Origin of the sequence: Staphylococcus sp. GDY8P126P, assembly GCF_017891965.1 — a bacterium.
GTDB classification, from domain to species: Bacteria; Bacillota; Bacilli; order Staphylococcales; family Staphylococcaceae; genus Staphylococcus; species Staphylococcus saprophyticus.
The window spans coordinates 212,921-231,263 of sequence record NZ_JAESKG010000003.1; the positions used below are offsets into that span (position 1 = coordinate 212,921).

Annotated in this window: 21 protein-coding genes and 1 riboswitch; of the genes, 10 read left to right on the forward strand and 11 right to left on the reverse strand. The window is 34.3% G+C overall.

Features of this window, described 5'->3' with window-relative positions; all coding sequences use genetic code 11:
• Nucleotides 1–13 precede the first annotated feature (13 nt).
• Nucleotides 14–628, forward strand: coding sequence for an urease accessory protein UreG (gene ureG, locus KA893_RS06340; RefSeq protein WP_002482215.1), 615 nt, complete (start codon nt 14–16; stop codon nt 626–628).
• Nucleotides 629–1,471, forward strand: a complete 843-nt coding sequence (locus KA893_RS06345; RefSeq protein ID WP_002482214.1) for an urease accessory protein UreD — start codon at nt 629–631, stop codon at nt 1,469–1,471. It abuts the gene before it with no gap.
• 87 nt (nt 1,472–1,558) lie between these two features.
• Here KA893_RS06345 and KA893_RS06350 read toward each other — a convergent pair whose 3' ends face one another.
• The gene (locus KA893_RS06350; protein ID WP_011302246.1) at nt 1,559–1,765 is read right to left on the reverse strand and encodes a hypothetical protein; all 207 of its coding nucleotides are present in this window, start codon (nt 1,763–1,765) and stop codon (nt 1,559–1,561) included.
• A gap of 177 nt (nt 1,766–1,942) precedes the next feature.
• Here KA893_RS06350 and KA893_RS06355 point away from each other — a divergent pair, with 177 nt between their 5' ends.
• From KA893_RS06355 to KA893_RS06365, 3 genes are all read left to right on the forward strand, one after another.
• A complete protein-coding gene (locus KA893_RS06355; protein ID WP_037537560.1) occupies nt 1,943–2,413 on the forward strand; it encodes a thioesterase family protein in 471 nt (156 codons plus the stop codon).
• A 173-nt stretch (nt 2,414–2,586) separates the two neighbouring features.
• A complete protein-coding gene (locus tag KA893_RS06360; RefSeq protein ID WP_002482211.1) occupies nt 2,587–3,141 on the forward strand; it encodes a TetR/AcrR family transcriptional regulator in 555 nt (184 codons plus the stop codon).
• 137 nt (nt 3,142–3,278) lie between these two features.
• On the forward strand, nt 3,279–4,529 hold the full coding sequence (locus tag KA893_RS06365; protein ID WP_069821629.1) for an MFS transporter: 1,251 nt from the start codon (nt 3,279–3,281) through the stop codon (nt 4,527–4,529).
• Nucleotides 4,530–4,623: 94 nt separating this feature from the next.
• Here KA893_RS06365 and KA893_RS06370 read toward each other — a convergent pair whose 3' ends face one another.
• Nucleotides 4,624–5,772, reverse strand: coding sequence for a bifunctional cystathionine gamma-lyase/homocysteine desulfhydrase (locus KA893_RS06370; protein WP_041079437.1), 1,149 nt, complete (start codon nt 5,770–5,772; stop codon nt 4,624–4,626).
• Nucleotides 5,769–6,674 (reverse strand): PLP-dependent cysteine synthase family protein, encoded by a 906-nt coding sequence (locus KA893_RS06375; RefSeq protein ID WP_069821631.1) that lies wholly within the window; start codon nt 6,672–6,674, stop codon nt 5,769–5,771. Before KA893_RS06375 ends, KA893_RS06370 begins: the two co-directional genes overlap by 4 nt.
• A gap of 217 nt (nt 6,675–6,891) precedes the next feature.
• Here KA893_RS06375 and KA893_RS06380 point away from each other — a divergent pair, with 217 nt between their 5' ends.
• Nucleotides 6,892–8,181 carry a homocysteine synthase gene (locus KA893_RS06380; RefSeq protein ID WP_069821632.1) on the forward strand — a complete coding sequence of 430 codons (1,290 nt, stop codon included), beginning with the start codon at nt 6,892–6,894 and terminating at the stop codon, nt 8,179–8,181.
• A 395-nt stretch (nt 8,182–8,576) separates the two neighbouring features.
• Here KA893_RS06380 and KA893_RS06385 read toward each other — a convergent pair whose 3' ends face one another.
• The 3 genes from KA893_RS06385 to KA893_RS06395 form a co-directional block, all read right to left on the reverse strand.
• Nucleotides 8,577–9,509 (reverse strand): lactate/malate family dehydrogenase, encoded by a 933-nt coding sequence (locus KA893_RS06385; RefSeq protein ID WP_069821633.1) that lies wholly within the window; start codon nt 9,507–9,509, stop codon nt 8,577–8,579.
• 43 nt (nt 9,510–9,552) lie between these two features.
• Nucleotides 9,553–10,371, reverse strand: coding sequence for a MetQ/NlpA family ABC transporter substrate-binding protein (locus KA893_RS06390; protein WP_011302237.1), 819 nt, complete (start codon nt 10,369–10,371; stop codon nt 9,553–9,555).
• Nucleotides 10,372–10,460: 89 nt separating this feature from the next.
• Nucleotides 10,461–10,567: riboswitch (SAM riboswitch) on the reverse strand.
• Between the two features lie 145 nt (nt 10,568–10,712).
• Nucleotides 10,713–11,468 (reverse strand): CPBP family intramembrane glutamic endopeptidase, encoded by a 756-nt coding sequence (locus KA893_RS06395; protein ID WP_069826128.1) that lies wholly within the window; start codon nt 11,466–11,468, stop codon nt 10,713–10,715.
• Between the two features lie 213 nt (nt 11,469–11,681).
• Between KA893_RS06395 and panE the strand changes: the two genes are divergently transcribed.
• Nucleotides 11,682–12,599, forward strand: a complete 918-nt coding sequence (gene panE / locus KA893_RS06400; protein ID WP_069826127.1) for a 2-dehydropantoate 2-reductase — start codon at nt 11,682–11,684, stop codon at nt 12,597–12,599.
• A gap of 94 nt (nt 12,600–12,693) precedes the next feature.
• Here the strand turns inward: panE and KA893_RS06405 are convergent, their stop codons facing one another.
• A complete protein-coding gene (locus KA893_RS06405; RefSeq protein ID WP_069826126.1) occupies nt 12,694–13,470 on the reverse strand; it encodes an AraC family transcriptional regulator in 777 nt (258 codons plus the stop codon).
• Nucleotides 13,471–13,488: 18 nt separating this feature from the next.
• Nucleotides 13,489–14,064: a LysE family translocator gene (locus KA893_RS06410; protein WP_041079447.1), complete on the reverse strand. Its 576-nt coding sequence runs from the start codon at nt 14,062–14,064 to the stop codon at nt 13,489–13,491.
• A 273-nt stretch (nt 14,065–14,337) separates the two neighbouring features.
• On the opposite strand from KA893_RS06410, the gene KA893_RS06415 reads away from it, so the two are divergent.
• From KA893_RS06415 to KA893_RS06425, 3 genes are all read left to right on the forward strand, one after another.
• Complete coding sequence (locus KA893_RS06415) at nt 14,338–14,727, forward strand: LysR family transcriptional regulator substrate-binding protein (RefSeq protein ID WP_081326480.1); 390 nt, start codon at nt 14,338–14,340, stop codon at nt 14,725–14,727.
• 69 nt (nt 14,728–14,796) lie between these two features.
• Complete coding sequence (locus tag KA893_RS06420; RefSeq protein ID WP_081326481.1) at nt 14,797–15,606, forward strand: acyl-CoA thioesterase; 810 nt, start codon at nt 14,797–14,799, stop codon at nt 15,604–15,606.
• A gap of 22 nt (nt 15,607–15,628) precedes the next feature.
• Complete coding sequence (locus KA893_RS06425) at nt 15,629–16,135, forward strand: cupin domain-containing protein (protein ID WP_069826123.1); 507 nt, start codon at nt 15,629–15,631, stop codon at nt 16,133–16,135.
• An 83-nt stretch (nt 16,136–16,218) separates the two neighbouring features.
• Here KA893_RS06425 and KA893_RS06430 read toward each other — a convergent pair whose 3' ends face one another.
• The 3 genes from KA893_RS06430 to KA893_RS06440 are packed head-to-tail and all read right to left on the reverse strand — an operon-like array spanning nt 16,219 to nt 18,331.
• On the reverse strand, nt 16,219–17,577 hold the full coding sequence (locus KA893_RS06430; RefSeq protein WP_002482194.1) for a PTS ascorbate transporter subunit IIC: 1,359 nt from the start codon (nt 17,575–17,577) through the stop codon (nt 16,219–16,221).
• Between the two features lie 23 nt (nt 17,578–17,600).
• A complete protein-coding gene (locus tag KA893_RS06435) occupies nt 17,601–17,885 on the reverse strand; it encodes a PTS sugar transporter subunit IIB (protein WP_037537550.1) in 285 nt (94 codons plus the stop codon).
• Between the two features lie 5 nt (nt 17,886–17,890).
• On the reverse strand, nt 17,891–18,331 hold the full coding sequence (locus tag KA893_RS06440; RefSeq protein WP_002482192.1) for a PTS sugar transporter subunit IIA: 441 nt from the start codon (nt 18,329–18,331) through the stop codon (nt 17,891–17,893).
• Nucleotides 18,332–18,343: the final 12 nt, after the last annotated feature.

Here is an 18,343-nt window from a genome sequence, read left to right on the forward strand (position 1 = left end):
GAGGACAAGCTTTATGACAGATACAATTAAAATAGGTGTCGGCGGCCCTGTTGGTGCAGGGAAAACGCAACTTATCGAAAAAATTGTCAAACGCTTAGCGAAAGACATGAGTATCGGTGTAATTACAAATGATATCTATACTAAAGAGGATGAGAAAATATTAGTGAATTCAGGTGTCTTACCCGAAGATAGAATCATCGGTGTAGAGACAGGTGGTTGCCCTCATACAGCAATTCGTGAAGATGCGTCAATGAACTTTGCAGCGATTGATGAATTAAAAGAGCGCAATGATGATATTGAACTTATCTTTATAGAATCAGGTGGCGATAACTTAGCTGCTACATTCAGTCCTGAACTTGTCGACTTTTCAATCTATATTATCGATGTTGCCCAAGGGGAAAAAATCCCACGTAAAGGTGGCCAGGGTATGATTAAGTCCGACTTTTTCGTCATTAACAAAACAGATTTAGCACCTTACGTTGGCGCATCATTAGATCGTATGGCAGAAGACACGAAAGTCTTCCGTGGGAAACGACCATTTACTTTTACAAATCTTAAAACAGACGAAGGCTTGGATGAAGTCATACAATGGATTGAACAAGATGTATTTCTTAAAGGATTAGCCTAAATGTCTAACAACAAACAAGCTTGGACAGGACAATTAGATTTATCCGTTTTTAACAATGGTAAAAAATCTGTTGCTAGAGATGTCTTTTTTGAAAAAGCCTTAAAAGTCATGCGTCCAGTCTATCTAAATCAATCTGATATCCCCACCTTCTATATCGTCAACGTAGGTGGCGGATACTTAGATGGTGACCGCTATACGATGAATTTTAATATTGATTCTGATGCTAAAGTTATATTAACTTCACAAGGTGCCACAAAAATTTATAAAACATTGAATGATCATGTCGAGCAATACCAAACCTTTAATATAAAAAATAATGGTTATGCTGAATATGTTGGTGATCCCATTATAGCCTTTGAAAACGCTAAATTTTATCAACACAATGTATTCAATTTGGAATCAACTGCTTCCCTATTCTATACAGATATTCTTACGCCAGGCTATTCCAAATCAGACAAACGCTTTAGTTATACGTATATGCACTTACTAAACGAAATATATGTAGATGATGCATTGGTAACGTTTGATAATATGTTACTCGATCCACAGAAACAAAATGTAGATGGTCTAGGTTATATGGAAGATTATACGCACCTTGGTTCTTGTTATTTCATCCACCCTAGCGTAAATCAAAAATTTATTGAACAAGTTTATGAGGAAATTAAACACTTCCAACATAAATATGACTGTCGTTTTGGTATCACACATTTACCAACTCACGGTTTCAGCCTTCGTATCTTATCTAATAAAACACAAGTGATTGAAAGTATCATAACTGCAGTTCAATGTTATGTCGTCAAACAAATCTTTGACCGTGATGTAGATTTTTTAAGAAAGTATTAGTTTTAAAAAAAAGGGCTGGAATCATTTCCAGTCCTTTTTATTATGAATATGCGTTCAGTTATATTATTAACGTTCAAAGTCTATTTCTTAAATCAGGTTAAGTAGCCAAACTAAGCTTGCTACAAATAATACAATGGTAATGAGATAGATGGTTAACTTTTGTCCTTTAGTTAATGCTTTTTCTTCTTTTGTAAACAAACTAAACATGGTACCATCTTTGCCCATTAATAATGTAATAGAATAAATAAGAAAGACAATAGAAATAATGAATAATATTAAGGCAACCAATACCATATATGTCCCCCTTTTCCAGTTGTAAATTTTTCTAGTAAGCTAAATATCATACTATCTTACATTATGGATTTTATAAAGAATTAACTATTTTTAAGCCTCGTAAAACAAATTGTTAACTCTGTTCATACATAATTGATACAATAGTACAGGCTTATAAAAAATAAAGGAGTGATTTTTGTGACAGATGAATATATCTATAAAAATACGGTACAGCCATCTTGGATAGACAATAATAATCATATGCATGATGCGCAATATTATTCCATTTTCAGTGATGCTGTTGTAGGCTTTTTTGAATCTATCGATTTCTCTACAGATTATCGTCATAGTCAAGATGTGACAATGTTCAGCATAGAAGCGCATATTTCATTTTTAAAAGAACTTTTACTCGATGAATCCTTCTATATTAAAGTACATATTTACGATTACGATGCCAAAAGAGTACATTTATTCTTAACAATGTATAATAGCAACGATGAACGCAATGCAACATATGAAGCCATTATGATGGGTGTTGGCAATGAAACAAGACGAAGCATGGACTTTCCTAAACCCATCCAAGAAAAAATCAAACACTATTTTGATCAACAAAACACTTTCGACGTACCTAAACAACTCGGACATGTCATCGGCATTCCAAAGAAATAGCTACGCTTAGTTACGACAACTAAATCATGCAAATATCATTCGACGCTATTAGTAAAGCTCAATACACTTTATAATCAGATAAGTGTATTGAGCTTTACGCTTTTTTTGACATTCTCATTGTGCGTTGCTAGAATTAAATAGAATGACCATTCTACTTTGAAAGTGTGAGATATATGTCACAAAAGAAACAAGATATCTTGAGTGTAGCAGAACGCCTATTTTATGAATATGGTTTTAAAGGTGTAGGTTTGAAGCAAATTATACAAGAAGCTAATGTCGCAACGATGACGCTATATAATCATTTTGAATCTAAAGATAACTTAGTGGCTCAAGTACTGAAACAGCGTGAAACACGTTATTGGCACTATCTAGACAGTCACGTTGAACAACATCCTGAAAAACCTTTTATATCAGCAGTCACGGCGCATTGTCAGTGGTTAAATGATTATTCGTATAAAGGTGATATGTTTATGCGTGCTATTGAGGATTATGCAGACACGGATAATGAGATTGAAAGTACAGCAAGAGGTCACAAAGAAAGACTGTTACATTATTTAGAAAAACTTGCTGATGATGCTGGTATTGAAAATGGTTATGATTTAGCCGTTCAATATACTTTGCTTTTAGAAGGTACAACTTCTATGACTGCTTTATTAGGTTCTAAAGATGCGACTTCGCATGCTATCACAATGGCCAAGTTATTATTAAATGAAGCACATAATCAATAATTCCAAACGAGTTTGAAGTATTTTAATACAAAATGCACTTACTCGTTATCTTTAGCGCAAAAGTAGAATGAACATTCTATATATTTTTTGGTTCTAAGTAGAATGAACATTCTATCTATAAAAGGAGGTTCCTATTAATGAAATTTTCAAAACTTGTATTCCCTGGTATTGCTATGATCGCAACGACCTATGGATTAGGCCGTTTTAGTTTTGGTCTCTTTTTACCAGACATTACTAATGATTTATCTTTATCTGCATCTCAAGCTGGTCTAATTTCGTCTTTATTTTATTTAGCGTATTGTTTTACAATCGTTTATTCAACTTTACAGACAGATACGATTGGTCCAAAACGTATGATTATACTTGCTGGCATCTCTGTAGTCATTGGTTTGATTACTATTGGCGTATCAAGCAATGCAATCATTCTATCTATCGGTGTTATTTTTACAGGTGCAAGCACCGGTCTCGTTTCTCCTCCGTATGGCTATACCATTTCGTTGTGGATTAATCTTCAAGATCAAGGTAAAGCAAATACTTGGATTAATTCAGGAACGAGTATGGGTTTAATGTTTACTGGTATAACAGCAATGCTTGTATTTTTAGATTGGCGTCATACTTATTTAATATATGCTTTAATTGCATTGGTTGTTTTATTTTGGAACTATATCGTCATACCGAAGCTTCAAAAAGATATTAAAATTCATACAGGTAGTCTTAATATTAGAGATATTTCTGCGAGCACACGTATCGTCACTGCCTCTACACTGCTCGGTATATCTACAGCACCATTTTGGACTTTCTCAAAATCCTTTGTCCAATTAACAGGCAATTATTCAGATATAGCACTCTCTATTTTTTGGATTTTAATTGGCATATTTGGTGTAGTTGGTGGTATTTCTGGTTCAATTATCGATAAAAAAGAGATTCATTTCGCGTTTAATTTTGGCGTTATTGCATTAGCATGCGCTAGTGTATTATTAGCATTCACGCCAAGCATTTGGTTACTGCCATTTGTTGCGTCATCACTATTCGGCCTGAGTTATATTTTCTTAACCGGTGTTTTACTGGTTTGGGGAATCAAACTGTTTGTCAAAAATGCTTCTCTTGGCATAGGCATACCTTTTTTACTTCTAGCGGTTGGACAAGTCATAGGTTCATCTATCGCTGGTATTGTAATTGATATACTTAATTATCAATATAGCTTTATCATTTTTGGCATTATCGGACTGATTCCATTACTCATTTATCCTAAAGTAGAGGTTACAGAAAACAAAATACCGAAAGGTCGTTATAGTAAATTACAAAAAACTAACTCAGATATACTTAACGATACTTACGCACAACATCAAACTTCAAACTCAAATAATGATGAATATAACCATATATAAAAAGGGAATAAGCCTGAAATCAATAATTCTAAATTGATTTCAGCTTATTCCCAACTTATGCCTATATGCATATCATTTCTTTTTGAAATTTATACTATTTATCTAATGCGTTTAATGATTGTTCTAGATCCTCGACTAAATCTTTTGTATCTTCAATACCTACTGATAAACGTACTAATCCGTCGGCGATGCCTTCTTTTTCACGAATATCTTTAGGAATTGAAGCATGTGTCATTAATGCAGGTACTGAAATTAAACTTTCAACAGCACCTAAACTCTCAGCTAAAGTGAAATAATGTGATTCACTGATTACTTTTTTAGCACTTTCTATGTCAGCGACTTCAAATGCGACAACACCTGTATGGCCCTCGGATTGTGCTTCATGAATATCATGATTTAAATGATCTGAGATACTTGGATGGAATACCTGTTTCACTGCTGAATGTTGTTGTAACATATCAATGATAGCAAGCGTATTACGTTGGACCTGTTCCATGCGTAATCCAAGCGTTTTTATGCCACGAATCAATAAATAACTATCTTGAGGTCCAAGCACGCCACCAGTTGAGTTCTGAATAAATCCTAAACGTTCAGCTAATTCAGCGTCACTTGTTGCTACTAATCCAGCGACAACATCGCTATGACCACCAATATATTTTGTTGCTGAATGTAAGACAATATCAATACCCAATGTTAATGGATTTTGGAAATATGGTGTCATAAATGTATTATCGACAACCGAAATTAAATGATGCTTTTTAGCAATTTCTGCTGATTTTTTAATATCAGTGACACGTAATAAAGGATTAGACGGCGTTTCAATGTATAACATTTTCGTTTCAGGTTTAATATATTGTTCAACAACTTCTATATTTGTCGTATCGATAAACTCAGCATCAATACCAAATCTATTAAACACTTTTGTTAAAGCTCTATAAGTACCACCATACACATCTGAATTGATGAGTAAATGGTCACCTTTATCTAATAACATAATAACTGCTGAAATAGCTGCCATACCTGAACCAAATGCAAAACCACTTTCACCTTGCTCTAAATCTGCAATCAACCCCTCTAAAGCACTACGTGTTGGATTTGCCGAACGTGAATATTCATATCCCTGTCTCATATCGCCAATACCATCTTGCATATACGTACTTGTTTGATAGATTGGCGTTGTAACTGCACCTGTATACGGATCTGTTGTTTGTCCACCATGAATTAATTGTGTTTTTTTATTCATTTGATTGTCTCCTTATAATTTAAAATTTGTTTTGACATATATCGATCACTGCCATCTGGAAAAATGGTTACAATGACACCTTTATTAATATGTTTTTTAATTTCTAGAGCGCCTTGCAATGCTGCTCCAGAAGAACTACCTACTAAAAGACCTTCTTGTCTTGCTAATAATTTAACATTTTGAAAAGCGGCGTCATCACTCACTTTTATAATATCTGACACCAATGCTCTAGGTAGAAACGATGGCCATTTTTCTGAACCGATTCCTTCAATATCATGACTATGCGCATTACCGCCACTTAAAATAGAGCCTTCTGGTTCTACGATGACACTTTCGGTACGATATGATGCTGCTAAATGTTCAGCAACACCAGCAAAAGTCCCTCCTGAACCAACACCACCTACAAAATAATCAATATCTTTAAGCTTATCTGTTATTTCTTTTCCTATTGTAGATTTATAGGTCTCAGGATTGCGATAAGATTCGAATTGATTTAAATAATACGCACCAGTTTGCAGTTCATAATCACGTGCGGCCTTTTGTGCACCTGCCATGCCTAAAGTTTGATCTGTTCTGATGACTTCAGCACCTAACGCTTTTATAATTGATATCTTTTCTTCAGAAAAACCTTCAGGTGCAAAAATCACAGCACTGACGCCATAATGGTTAGCAGCAATTGCAACGCCAATCCCTGTATTTCCTGCAGACGCCTCTACAACGACATCACCTTTTTGGATTATATTCTCTCTTATTGCTGTTTCGATTAAATGTTTTCCCAATCGATCTTTCACACTACCACCAGGATTATACTGTTCTAACTTGGCATAAATTTGTACATCTTTATTACTAAATGACTCCAACAATACTAATGGCGTATTTCCAATTAAATCAAAAGCAATCATTATTTCCCTCCATAATGCCTTTCTCTCCACAATACCTTACTATACCGATAAGAATTATAAATCCTTTTGTTCTTATTTGCAATCATTTCATTTTCAAGATAATAAAGTATAATAATATAATTCCTACTTTTTTAGTAAGCATACTTGAAATAGCCAATTAGCTCTTGTATAGTTTTAATTATCAGAAAATTTAGAAATTATATGGAGGTTTTATCATATGACTCAAACCCCTTGGCATTTAGATACTTTAGCTATTCATGGCGGGCAAGTAGTAGATGATTTTTCAAAAGCACGTGCTGTACCAATTTATCAGACATCTAGTTATGTCTTTGATAATACTGAACATGCGAGAAAGTTATTTGCTTTAGAGGAAGATGGCAATATTTATACAAGAATTATGAACCCTACACAAAATGTTTTTGAAGAACGGATTGCAGCATTAGAAGGTGGTGTAGGTGCTTTAGCTACATCTTCTGGACAAGCAGCCATACATTTAGCACTTTTAAATATTGTAGAAAGTGGCGATGAAATTGTTGCTTCGTCAAATTTATATGGAGGTACCTATAACCTTTTAAATATCACCTTTAAAAAACTAGGTATTAAAGTCCATTTTGTAGATCCTAGTCATCCAGATAATTTCAAAAATGCAATAACAGATAAAACAAAAGCAGTATATGCTGAAACCATTGGGAACCCACGCATTGATGTGTTAGATATTGAAGCTGTAGCCGATATCGCACACAATCATAACATTCCTTTAATTGTTGATAACACATTCCCAACACCTTACTTATTGCGTCCTTTTGAATTTGGAGCAGATATCATAGTACATTCAGCCACTAAATTCATTGGTGGCCATGGTACTTCCATTGGTGGCGTAATCGTAGATAGTGGAAAATTCAATTGGGATAATGGAAAATTCCCAGGTTTAGTAGAACCCGATGAAAGTTATCATGGTATTTCTTATACTAAAGATGTTGGCGAAGCTGCCTATATTACTAAAGCACGTGTACAGTTGTTACGTGATTTAGGTTCTGCAGTATCACCCTTTAATGTCCATGAATTCTTAATAGGTTTAGAAACACTACACTTACGCTTAGAACGACACTCTGAAAATGCTTTACGTGTCGCACAATATTTAGAACAACATCCAAAAGTAACTTGGGTCAACTATCCAGGTTTAGAAAATAACGCTTATCATCAACTCGCTCAAAAATATTTACCTGATGGCCAAGGTGCTATATTGACCTTTGGCATAGATGGTGCGGTAGACGATATCGCCAAATTTGTTGACGGTTTAAATCTATTTTCCCACTTAGCGAATGTAGGTGATTCAAAATCATTAATCATTCATCCAGCTAGTACTACACATTTACAATTATCACCAGAAGATCAAAAAGCTTCCGGCGTAGTACCAGAACTAGTTAGATTGTCTGTAGGTACCGAAAACATTAATGATATTATTGCTGATCTCGATAACGGTTTTAAAGAATCACTTGGAAATTAATGTTAAAAATTTCCTTAGTGATTCTTATGCAAAAGATTTTCTTTTGTATTCCTTAATTTCACTTGGAAATTAATGTTAGAAATTTCCTTAGTGATTCTTATGCAATATTACTACGTTTATGATGTAACGCTAAAGTGTGACATCACACATACTCATAAAAAAGGCAGGGCCATATCACTATGGCCCTGCCTTTTTTACACGTCTCAGAATACTTACCTCACACAAACCGAAGCCTAACCTCAGTGTAATTTCCTACAACCTTCTATTCATCGCTATATTTAAGTATATTGTAGCCATTACCGGATTGATAAACAAGATAAGCATTTATTTTAAATATAAAAAACACGCATTCAAAAGAAAATATCTAATGAATGCGTGTTTGAATGTTTTAATCGCTATTGTTGTGCTGTATGAATCGTTTGTCTAATATATTCATATGCTTCTTTAAGTTGGCGTTCTTCTTCTTTGTCTAATGTTATCGCAAATCTTTGAACAATACCCTTTTTATCTATTAATGTTGGTAAACTAAATGCACCATCTTCTAAGCCATATTCTGCACTCAGGGAAGTCAATGGTGTAATTGTTCTCTGATCCAATGCAATGGACTGTATCAAAAATGATGTCACTTTTGATATCGCTGCGTTGGTCCACCCTTTTTGATAAAAAACATCCATCGACACTTCGTTGATAATGGACGAGATGTGTGACTTATCAATTGCTGGACGATCACTTAATGCCTCAAATTCCGATAGTTCCATACCATGAATATGCACTTTACTCCATACGGGGATTGCATGTTGACCATGTTCCCCAATGACAAAAGCTTCCACATTATTTGGATCAATTTGATAATGATCGGCTATAATTGTTTTAAATCTTGATGTCTCTAGAGCCGTACCCGTACCAATAATTTTATGGGCTGGGTAATCTATTTGATTTGCAAAGTAAACCATAGAATCTACAGGATTAGATATCAGAATCACAACCGCCTCTTGCGTCACTTCAGCTATTTGGGACATTATGCCCTTAATGATGTCGTGATTTCCTTGCGCTAATAATGTACGGTCACCATTATTTTTATCGGTTGCTTCACTCGCAGCTATGACGATAAAGTCTGCATCCGTTAAGTCTTGATAGACACCGCTACGAATCTTGATATGTGCAGTATTTATCAGTCCTTGCGAGTGAATATGGTCAAGTGCTTCACCACTTGCCACGTCCGCTCTATCATCAATTAAAATAATCTCTGAAAACAAATTCAGTTGCTGTACATCTGTAAGTACTTGCGTACCCACTTTTCCTAAACCAATAATACCTAGCTTAGACATAATCGAATCACCTTCCTCTTCAATCTATATATTACATGATTATTTATTTTTCATACGGAATAACATCTTGTCCATATTTATCAGTTATAAATTTCTTCATCTCTTTAGATTGTAAAACTTTCATAAGTTCTTTGAATTTTTTATCGTTTTTATGTCCTTCTTGTACGGCAACAATATTCGCAAATGGTGATGATTTTCCTTCTATAGCAATTGCATCTTTATGTGGTGTTAGACCATTATCAATCGCATAATTAGAATTCATTATCACTGCTGCGCCTTCTTTACTATTATAAGTTTTAGGTAAGAATTCCGCACCTTGCTTGTTATTAAATTTCAAATCTTTTTTATTTTCTACAATGTCATCAAACTTAGCATCTTCAATACTGACACCTTTTTTAATTTTGATTAAGCCTTTATCAACAAAGAATGACAAGAAACGACCTTCTTCAGCAGGATTGTTTGATACATAAATGGTAGAACCTTTAGGGATATCTTTAATGTCTTTATATTTTTTACTATAAACGCCCATCGGTGTCGTGAACACTTTCCCGGCTTCTTCTATTTTATAATTATGGTCTTTCTTTTCTGCTTTAAGATACGGTGTATGTTGAAATGCATTCGCATCAACATCTCCTTTATCTAATAATTTATTAGGAACCTTATAATCATTAACTGTTTTTATTTTTAAATCATAGCCTTTCTTTTTCATTTCTTCTTTTGCATGTTCAAGTACGACGCCATGGGGGGCTGGCGAAGCAGCAATCGTAATTTCCTTATCCTCTTTTTCACCATTCGATTTACCACATGCTGCTAGTATAATCGTTAACACAAACAATGAACCTAAAATAAACCATTTTCTCATAATACTTTCACTCCTTAAAAATTTGTTTCAACGTACTTATATGTATAAAAAAACTTTCTCTTAATAAATCAAGAGAAAGTTTGCACTTTCTCTCATCTCCAAAAGTTAAATAACTTTTTGTGACTTAGCACCATTTCGAAAAATCGACGGTTGCTGGGTTTCATCGGGCACATCCCTCCACCACTCTTGATAAGAGTCAATCATATGTATGTTTAGTGGTTTAATCCTAGCATTATGCTCAAGATTAGTCAATGAGTTTTTAGAAAATTCTAAACACTAACACGATAAAATATACCTGTCCTTCACAAAGAAGACAGGTATATCACTAAGAATTATGTAAATTACATGATAATCATGAAAATATACGCTAATAAATTATTCAAAGCATGTAACGCAAGGGCTACAGCTAAACTACGCTGCGATTTCATATATACATATACAATACCAACTGCTATGGCAAGATACATCACAATTTCTAATGGAGATTTAGCTTCTGTTACATGTAAAGATGCAAACACAATAATTGAAATAACAGACATAACATAGAAATTTAATTTCTTTCCTAATTCGCCAATAATTAAATGTCTAAATAAAAATTCTTCTGTCATTGGTGCAATAATTACAATTGAGAAAAAAGCTAATATGGTTGATACAGGCGTAGCAAACATTTCCTCCACCATTTTGTCATTTTGTGTTTCTTCAAATTTCCAATGTTCTGGTGCGAATGCATTTACTAAATATGGATAAATTTCTTTAAACACTATAATAACGATAAATGTAATGACAATGAGTTTCCAGTGTTGCTTAATATTTTGTAGCCCCTGTTTCCACGATTGTCTAAATGAATGTCTATGGAATAAAATCCATAACGCGAATATAATTATAAAGGCAATCATTTCCATTAATATGCCTGGCGTACCTGAAAAGTTAGCATTAAAGTTAGCGTTATTTTTCCCTTGCGTTTCATTGATTCCGATCATGATTGTTAAGATGACTATAGATAAACAAAAATTACCTATCAAATAAATAAACGGTAGTAGAAAATCTCTCCCTTGTATATCTTTCCACTGATACTTATGATCATTTTTAAACGACATTGGAACCCCTCCATGTTTGTAATTAGTGAACACTTATTACATTGCACAACCTTTATTGATTTCAAACATATATTTAAAAATAAAATATATTGTCCCAACTACATCTATTGAATTATTTGAAAATTATTTTCATATGCGTATATGCCCCACAAATGTGGTATATATACATCAATTAACAAATCAACACACATAGCGTATAAGGAGTTGTATTCAATGCGTATATTAGTATTAGGTGCTGGCGGTATCGGAGGCTATTTTGGAGGCAGATTAGCCGAAAGCGGACAGAACGTGACATTCTTAGTAAGACCCAAACGCAAGTCATTTTTAGAAAGAAATGGATTAGCCATCCACAGTGAGCAGGGAGATTATCATTTCAATCCTCAACTCATTACAAAAGACGATCGCGTAGCGCCTTTCGATGTTATTTTACTTTCTTCTAAATCCTATCATTTAGAGCAAGCCATGACAGATTTGAAGCCATTTGTCGATGGTCATACTGCCATCATTCCATTATTAAACGGTGTCGCACATATTCCACAATTACAATCTATCTTTGGTAGAGACAAAGTTATGGGTGGCTATTGTGTGATAGAAACAACATTAGATAGTATGGGAGAAATCATACAAACAAGCCCTTTTGATAAACTCTTTTTTGGAGAACTAGATGGAAGTAAAAGTGAACGCGCACAAAAAATTGCACAAGCATTTTCTGAAACAAAGGCAGAATTCAAATTAAGCACTTCAATCGAGCAAGGCATGTGGCACAAATATTTAATGATTACTGTGTTATCCAGTATCACAACATTAATGCATGCGCCTATTGGTCCTATTCGAGACAGTGATGGTGGCATTAACTTCGTTCGCTCTTTATACAATGAAGTCACTTCGATAATGCGTGCACATCGAGCGCCACTCGCAGACGATATTGTATCACAATATATGACATCATTTGATCAGTTATCATACCATTTTAAGACTTCTATGCAACGTGACATGGAAAAAGGATTAAATATTGAAACAGATCACTTACAAGGTTATTTATTAAACTTAGCCGATACGTACCAAATTGACGCCCCATTACTTAAATGCGTCTACCAAAACCATAAAGTCTATAAAGAAATGCTTAAATAATATAAACAGATCACACATCTGAAATACAACAGCGCATGTCATCTTTATTATGAGATGACATGCGCTGTTTAAAGTTAAGTCGATAAATGCAATATTATTTTAGTTTTGACATATATTGATAAGCTGTTACGCCATATCGATATTTAAATACCTTATTTAAATGCGCTAAATCTACGAAAGCACATTCTGCTATAGCAAGATATACATCTTTACTCTTTTCTATGATATGCTTAGCAACTTCAGCTTTATAATTTATATAGTACTGATACGGTGTTATCCCTGTTTGTTGCTTAAAAAATCTTATAAATTGATACTTTGATAAATTTAATTCGCTACAGATGAAATCTAATTTAAACGAAGTTGAAACATTATTTTTAATAATGTCTTTTGCTAATTTTAATTTAACATTATCAACATTAAATTCATCATAATAAGTATCTATTTTCAAACCATCCACAAGGTTTTGAAAATGTTCATAACAAATTACATCATCTGATCCATTAAAAATAGAATTAGCTAATTGCAATATGTTTTGTGCTATTTTGTTATTATAAACAATCGGCTCTTTAAATTGAACCATATGTTTTTGATTTGTAGCTTCTAATAATTGTTCTGGTTTGATATAGAGCATGATATACTCCAAGCCTTGTACACCATTAGACATACCATCGTGGTTTTCTTCTGGATTAAAAAACATAACCCCATTTTGATAAGACTGTTTTCGTTCTCCTTTTAAATGATATCCTTGAATGCCTTTTAAGGTCACACCTATGCTATATTCTTGATGTGAATGCTTTTTATAGGTGAAATCATCCATTTTGACCTCTAAGGCCGTTATGCCAATTGCATTTTTAAAATTAAATTCATTCATCTAAACACTTCCTAAGCATCATACCCACACTATAATAGCTGCATATAATAAAAATAGTGCCATGGTTATATTAACAATCATTTCATGTTTCTGTATAAAAGTCTTAAGCAAAGTTCCAAAAAATATCCAAAAACTAAATGAAATTAGCGCAATGATTGAAGTCATAATAACATAAATTGAAATCATTAGCGTGGACGGCTGATTCACTAATACAAAGGTGGGAATGACAGTCATTGTAAATGTCACTACTTTGGGATTTAAAAATTGTAAAGCAAAGCCTGAATAAAATGTTCCAATATCATTTTCCACTTTATTTTCGCTATGCTTTCTGAAAAGCGTATAAATCAAATATAACATATAGATACTACCGATTAATTTCATAAATAATAAAAAGCTAGGCATCTTTTCTGATAAAAAAATGTTCACAACAGTAGATATGATGAGTAAAAAGACGAATGCCGTAATAGCACCATAGGTATATTGAATGCCACCTTTCAACCCTTTATTTCTAATCGTATTCAAAATATCTATATTAGTTGGACCTGGAGTCACTGTTATCAAAAAAGTATACATAATGAAAGGTAATAAATTCATTACTAAACGCACCTCACTAAACTAATTATGCATACCATTATATTGATGCTTCAGGTTACAGATATAGTACATTATTGCAATAAGCATATGCATTATGGTTACTTACACTTTAAATTCCAATTATCTTTGCCTTATCGTTGAACTGCATTGATTGCATCTATCAGTGCATGTCTAAACCCATTTTTTTCTAATGCAGCTACTGCCTTATTGGCTCAATTGCAGCAAGATGACATTGATTCAGTCATAGGTGAATAAACAGAACTTCAAGAAGGCATCTGCTATGAATATTGGTTTGACGAACCATTCGAACTAGTATTTTCAAAAAATCACCCTCTAGCTCAATCAGAAACAATCAATTTGAATGATTTGCAGCAACAACATTTTTATCTATTAGAACCTCCAGGCGATACATTTGATTTTAAAAAGAACCAAATTGACCCAAAACAAATGGATTTGTCCTATGTTAAAGATAGAGAGTCTATCATGAACTTTATTGCAACAAGTGATAGTGTGGCCATTTGCCCACAATCCTATATGAAAAAAGTTAACAGTGATATTTATCCACACATTCAATTACCTAACGCCTCGCGCACCATTGGTATCTATGCCAAAAAGCAATATCATATTGATAATTTTTTTAATATCCTTCAAATTTCTAAATAAAATATGCTGTAAACGCTTTAATTATAGGGTATAGCATTACATGAGCTTAAATAATTGGAGGAATTGATAATGTCATCTAAACATAATTTTGATAAAGCGACAGAACTCACAATACAATCCTCAGGTGTTTATTGTGGGCAAACATCTGAGTCTTACGCCAATATGGTTGGACCTTTTGGTGGTGTCATTGCTTCTACATTATTACGTGCTGTATTAGATCATGATGAAAGATTAGGAGTTCCTATTTCATTAACAATCAACTATGCTGCCCCAGTAGCGAATGGCGACTTTAAAATCGTTGCCACACCGAGCAGAACCAATCGCTCAACACAACATTGGTATATTGAACTTACACAAAATGAACAAATCATAATTACTGGTACTGCAGTTACAGCAAACAGACGTGATACATGGTCTTCTACAGAGTTATCCTTTCCAGACGTTCCAAATCCAGATCAAATTGAACCAACACCTTTAGATAGTGCACCGCCATGGGCACAAAATTATGAAATTAGAATGATTAAAGGCGCACCACTTGCAATAGCGACAACGGATTATCCTGATTCAATTACCTTACAATGGATACGAGATAACCCTAACAGAGACTTAGATTTTTTATCTCTAGCTGCAATTTGTGATGCTTTTTTCCCAAGAATTTATGTACGTCGCAAAGAACTCGTCCCATTAGGCACCATCTCACTGACAATTTATTTCCATGCCGACGCAGAAACACTCTTAGCCAACGGAAGCCGCTCAGTACTTGGACATACACGTGCACTTAAATTCTTTAATGGCAATTTCGATCAAACTGGTGAAATATGGAGTCAGGACCATAATTTATTAGCAACCACAAGTCAAATCGTATATTATAAATCATAATAATTAAGGGGTGAATGAATAGATGAAACCTATGTCAGACATCACTGTATCCACTTTATGTTTCATAGATGATGGGACAATACCGAATAATCCCACCTTACCTGTTTTGACTTATCACCATGTATTGGGTTCACATGAACATTTGGAAAAAACCATTACCTCTAATCAATGGGGCAATACTTGGACTGGTGGTGTATTTTCGTATCATCATTATCACAGTAACGCGCATGAAACACTTTTAGTGATCAGAGGAGAGGCCAATTTGCTTATAGGTGGGCGTAATGGTTCAACAATTAATGTCACAGCTGGCGATGTGCTGATATTACCGGCTGGTACTGGGCACAAATTATTAAATGCCAGTCATGACTTTACCGTAATGGGTGCATATCCTAACGGTCAGTCTTTCGATATTTGTACTGGAGATAAAAATAACAGAACGCAAGATATCATGAATATTGAAAATGTGCCATTACCTGAAACAGACCCACTATGGGGTGAACAAGGCCCATTACTATTGCATTGGCATTAAATGATGACAAAATAAGCGCCCAAAGCAACTATTACTGCATTGGGCGCTTAATCTATTTCATTTTGAAGTGATTGTGTTGTTATTTATTGCTCTTTTACTTCTTTAGCATCTGTTCTTTTTTGTAAAATAATGGCGAATGCAGCTACAACGATCACTAAAATAATGATACCGATTAATCCAAGGAACTTCGCAACATTACCAAAAACAATACCTACGACTAAGAAATCCGTATCTGAGAATGTTGTTGCCGCGCCTCCTAAGTCTCCTAAAAATGGTAAGAATAACAATGGTAAGAACGTGATTAAGATACCATTCAATGCGGATCCAGCTACAGCACCTTTAATACCACCTCTTGCATTACCAAAGACGCCTGCGGTAGCACCGAGGAAGAAGTGAGCGACAACGCCAGGAAGTATAACCACTCCTCCGAATAAGAATAAGACAAACATGCCAATGACGCCTACAATAAAGCTAACAAAAAATCCAATGAGTACAGCATTTTGTGCATATGGGAAGACAATCGGACAGTCTAATGCAGGTTTCGTATTGGGTACGAGTTTTTCTGAAATACCTTTAAATGCTGGCACAATTTCAGCTAAGATTAAACGTACCCCTGTCAAAATGATAAACACACCCGCAGCGAACGTGACACCTTGTATGAGAGAAAATACAATAAAGTTCTGACCGTTACTAATTTCACTATGTACATAGTGTGGCCCTGCAAACAGTGCAGCTACAAAATATAATAAGGTCATCGTTAACGAAATACTAATCGTACTTTCTCTTAAAAAACTTAACCCTTTTGGGAAATTAATTTCTTCTGTTGATTTTGATTTACCTTTAAATAGCTTTCCTACTTCACCTGCTGCCCAATAACTTATCGTACCAAAGTGTCCTAAAGCAACTTGGTTATTACCCGTTATTTTTTTCATTGTTGGATGCGCTAATGCAGGTAGTATCGCCATAATCAGCCCCAAAATAATCGCACCGATGACAACAGTTAGCGTTCCAGTAATATGACCGACTGATAATAATATAGCTAAAAAAGCAGCCATATAAAATGTATGATGACCCGTTAAAAATATATATTTCAAATTAGTAATACGCGCTATGATGATATTAACTATCATGCCAAACACCATAATTAATGCAGCTGTTGTTCCATACTGTTCCAATGCTATTGAAATAATTGCTTCATTGTTGGGCACGACACCTTGCACGCCAAACGCGTGTTGAAATATTTTCCCAAATGGTTCAAGTGATTGCGTTACTACATTCGCCCCAGCACTTAATACTAAAAATCCCAGTATCGTTTTGATCGTACCTGAAGTGATATCTGTTGCTGATTTTTTCTGCATAATCAATCCTATAAATGCGATTAAAGCAACTAGTATTGCAGGTTGGCTTAAAATATCAACGATAAAGTCTAAAATCGGTTTCATTTTATTACCTCCTTAGGCGTTATTTATAAAAGATTCAACTCACTTAATTTTTCACTTAATTTATTTTGAAGTTCTTCTTTATCTAAAATATTATCTAATACAATGACGTCGCCTAAATTTTTAGTATTTTCTTCTAAATCTCTCCCACAAATGAATAAGTCTGCCATATCAGGGCTTGCACTCATTACATCGCTGTGTTCTACTTTTATATCAGATGGTGCATTTAAATTTTTCAAAGCTTCCTGAGCATTCATTTCTACCATAAAGCTACTACCTAACCCGTGACCACATACAACTAAGATTTTCATTTTCATCATTCTCCTTTAAATATATTTAATATGTCCTTAACTTCTTGTGCTTTCAATAATTGATTGACCACTTCTTGATCCCCTAGCGTTGTTGCCAAATGCCTTAGGATCTCAAGATGTCCTTCATTGTCTACTGCACTAAGTACAAATATAAGTGACGCATAGTGACCTTCTTCTGAAAAATTAATGTGTTGATTTAATTTCAGTAAACTCAGTCCTATCTTGTTTACTTCATCATTGGGTCTCGCATGTGCAATTGCGATTTCTGGCGCAATAACAATGTACGGTCCTAATTTCTTTACACTGTCAATCATTGATGTAATATAACTTTGTTCAAAGTAATCTTGGTTTAATAATGGTTGCGCAGCTAAAGCAATGCCTTGTTCCCAATTATCAACCTGTTCCTTTATTTGAACTTTGTCAGCTGACAGAATTTCTAAACTCATTTAAAAGCACCT

Excerpts from the sequence above, each read along its gene's own strand:
- KA893_RS06345 (WP_002482214.1), top strand. The coding sequence starts at position 629 with ATGTCTAACAACAAACAAGCTTGGACAGGACAATTAGATTTATCCGTT.
- KA893_RS06380 (WP_069821632.1), top strand. The coding sequence starts at position 6,892 with ATGACTCAAACCCCTTGGCATTTAGATACTTTAGCTATTCATGGCGGG.
- KA893_RS06440 (WP_002482192.1), bottom strand. The coding sequence starts at position 18,331 with ATGAGTTTAGAAATTCTGTCAGCTGACAAAGTTCAAATAAAGGAACAG.
- KA893_RS06405 (WP_069826126.1), bottom strand. The coding sequence starts at position 13,470 with ATGAATGAATTTAATTTTAAAAATGCAATTGGCATAACGGCCTTAGAG.
- KA893_RS06390 (WP_011302237.1), bottom strand. The coding sequence starts at position 10,371 with ATGAGAAAATGGTTTATTTTAGGTTCATTGTTTGTGTTAACGATTATA.
- KA893_RS06435 (WP_037537550.1), bottom strand. The coding sequence starts at position 17,885 with ATGAAAATCTTAGTTGTATGTGGTCACGGGTTAGGTAGTAGCTTTATG.
- KA893_RS06420 (WP_081326481.1), top strand. The coding sequence starts at position 14,797 with ATGTCATCTAAACATAATTTTGATAAAGCGACAGAACTCACAATACAA.
- KA893_RS06410 (WP_041079447.1), bottom strand. The coding sequence starts at position 14,064 with ATGAATTTATTACCTTTCATTATGTATACTTTTTTGATAACAGTGACT.
- KA893_RS06375 (WP_069821631.1), bottom strand. The coding sequence starts at position 6,674 with ATGATTGCTTTTGATTTAATTGGAAATACGCCATTAGTATTGTTGGAG.
- KA893_RS06395 (WP_069826128.1), bottom strand. The coding sequence starts at position 11,468 with ATGTCGTTTAAAAATGATCATAAGTATCAGTGGAAAGATATACAAGGG.
- panE (WP_069826127.1), top strand. The coding sequence starts at position 11,682 with ATGCGTATATTAGTATTAGGTGCTGGCGGTATCGGAGGCTATTTTGGA.
- KA893_RS06365 (WP_069821629.1), top strand. The coding sequence starts at position 3,279 with ATGAAATTTTCAAAACTTGTATTCCCTGGTATTGCTATGATCGCAACG.
- KA893_RS06385 (WP_069821633.1), bottom strand. The coding sequence starts at position 9,509 with ATGTCTAAGCTAGGTATTATTGGTTTAGGAAAAGTGGGTACGCAAGTA.
- KA893_RS06360 (WP_002482211.1), top strand. The coding sequence starts at position 2,587 with ATGTCACAAAAGAAACAAGATATCTTGAGTGTAGCAGAACGCCTATTT.
- KA893_RS06350 (WP_011302246.1), bottom strand. The coding sequence starts at position 1,765 with ATGGTATTGGTTGCCTTAATATTATTCATTATTTCTATTGTCTTTCTT.
- KA893_RS06370 (WP_041079437.1), bottom strand. The coding sequence starts at position 5,772 with ATGAATAAAAAAACACAATTAATTCATGGTGGACAAACAACAGATCCG.
- ureG (WP_002482215.1), top strand. The coding sequence starts at position 14 with ATGACAGATACAATTAAAATAGGTGTCGGCGGCCCTGTTGGTGCAGGG.
- KA893_RS06425 (WP_069826123.1), top strand. The coding sequence starts at position 15,629 with ATGAAACCTATGTCAGACATCACTGTATCCACTTTATGTTTCATAGAT.
- KA893_RS06430 (WP_002482194.1), bottom strand. The coding sequence starts at position 17,577 with ATGAAACCGATTTTAGACTTTATCGTTGATATTTTAAGCCAACCTGCA.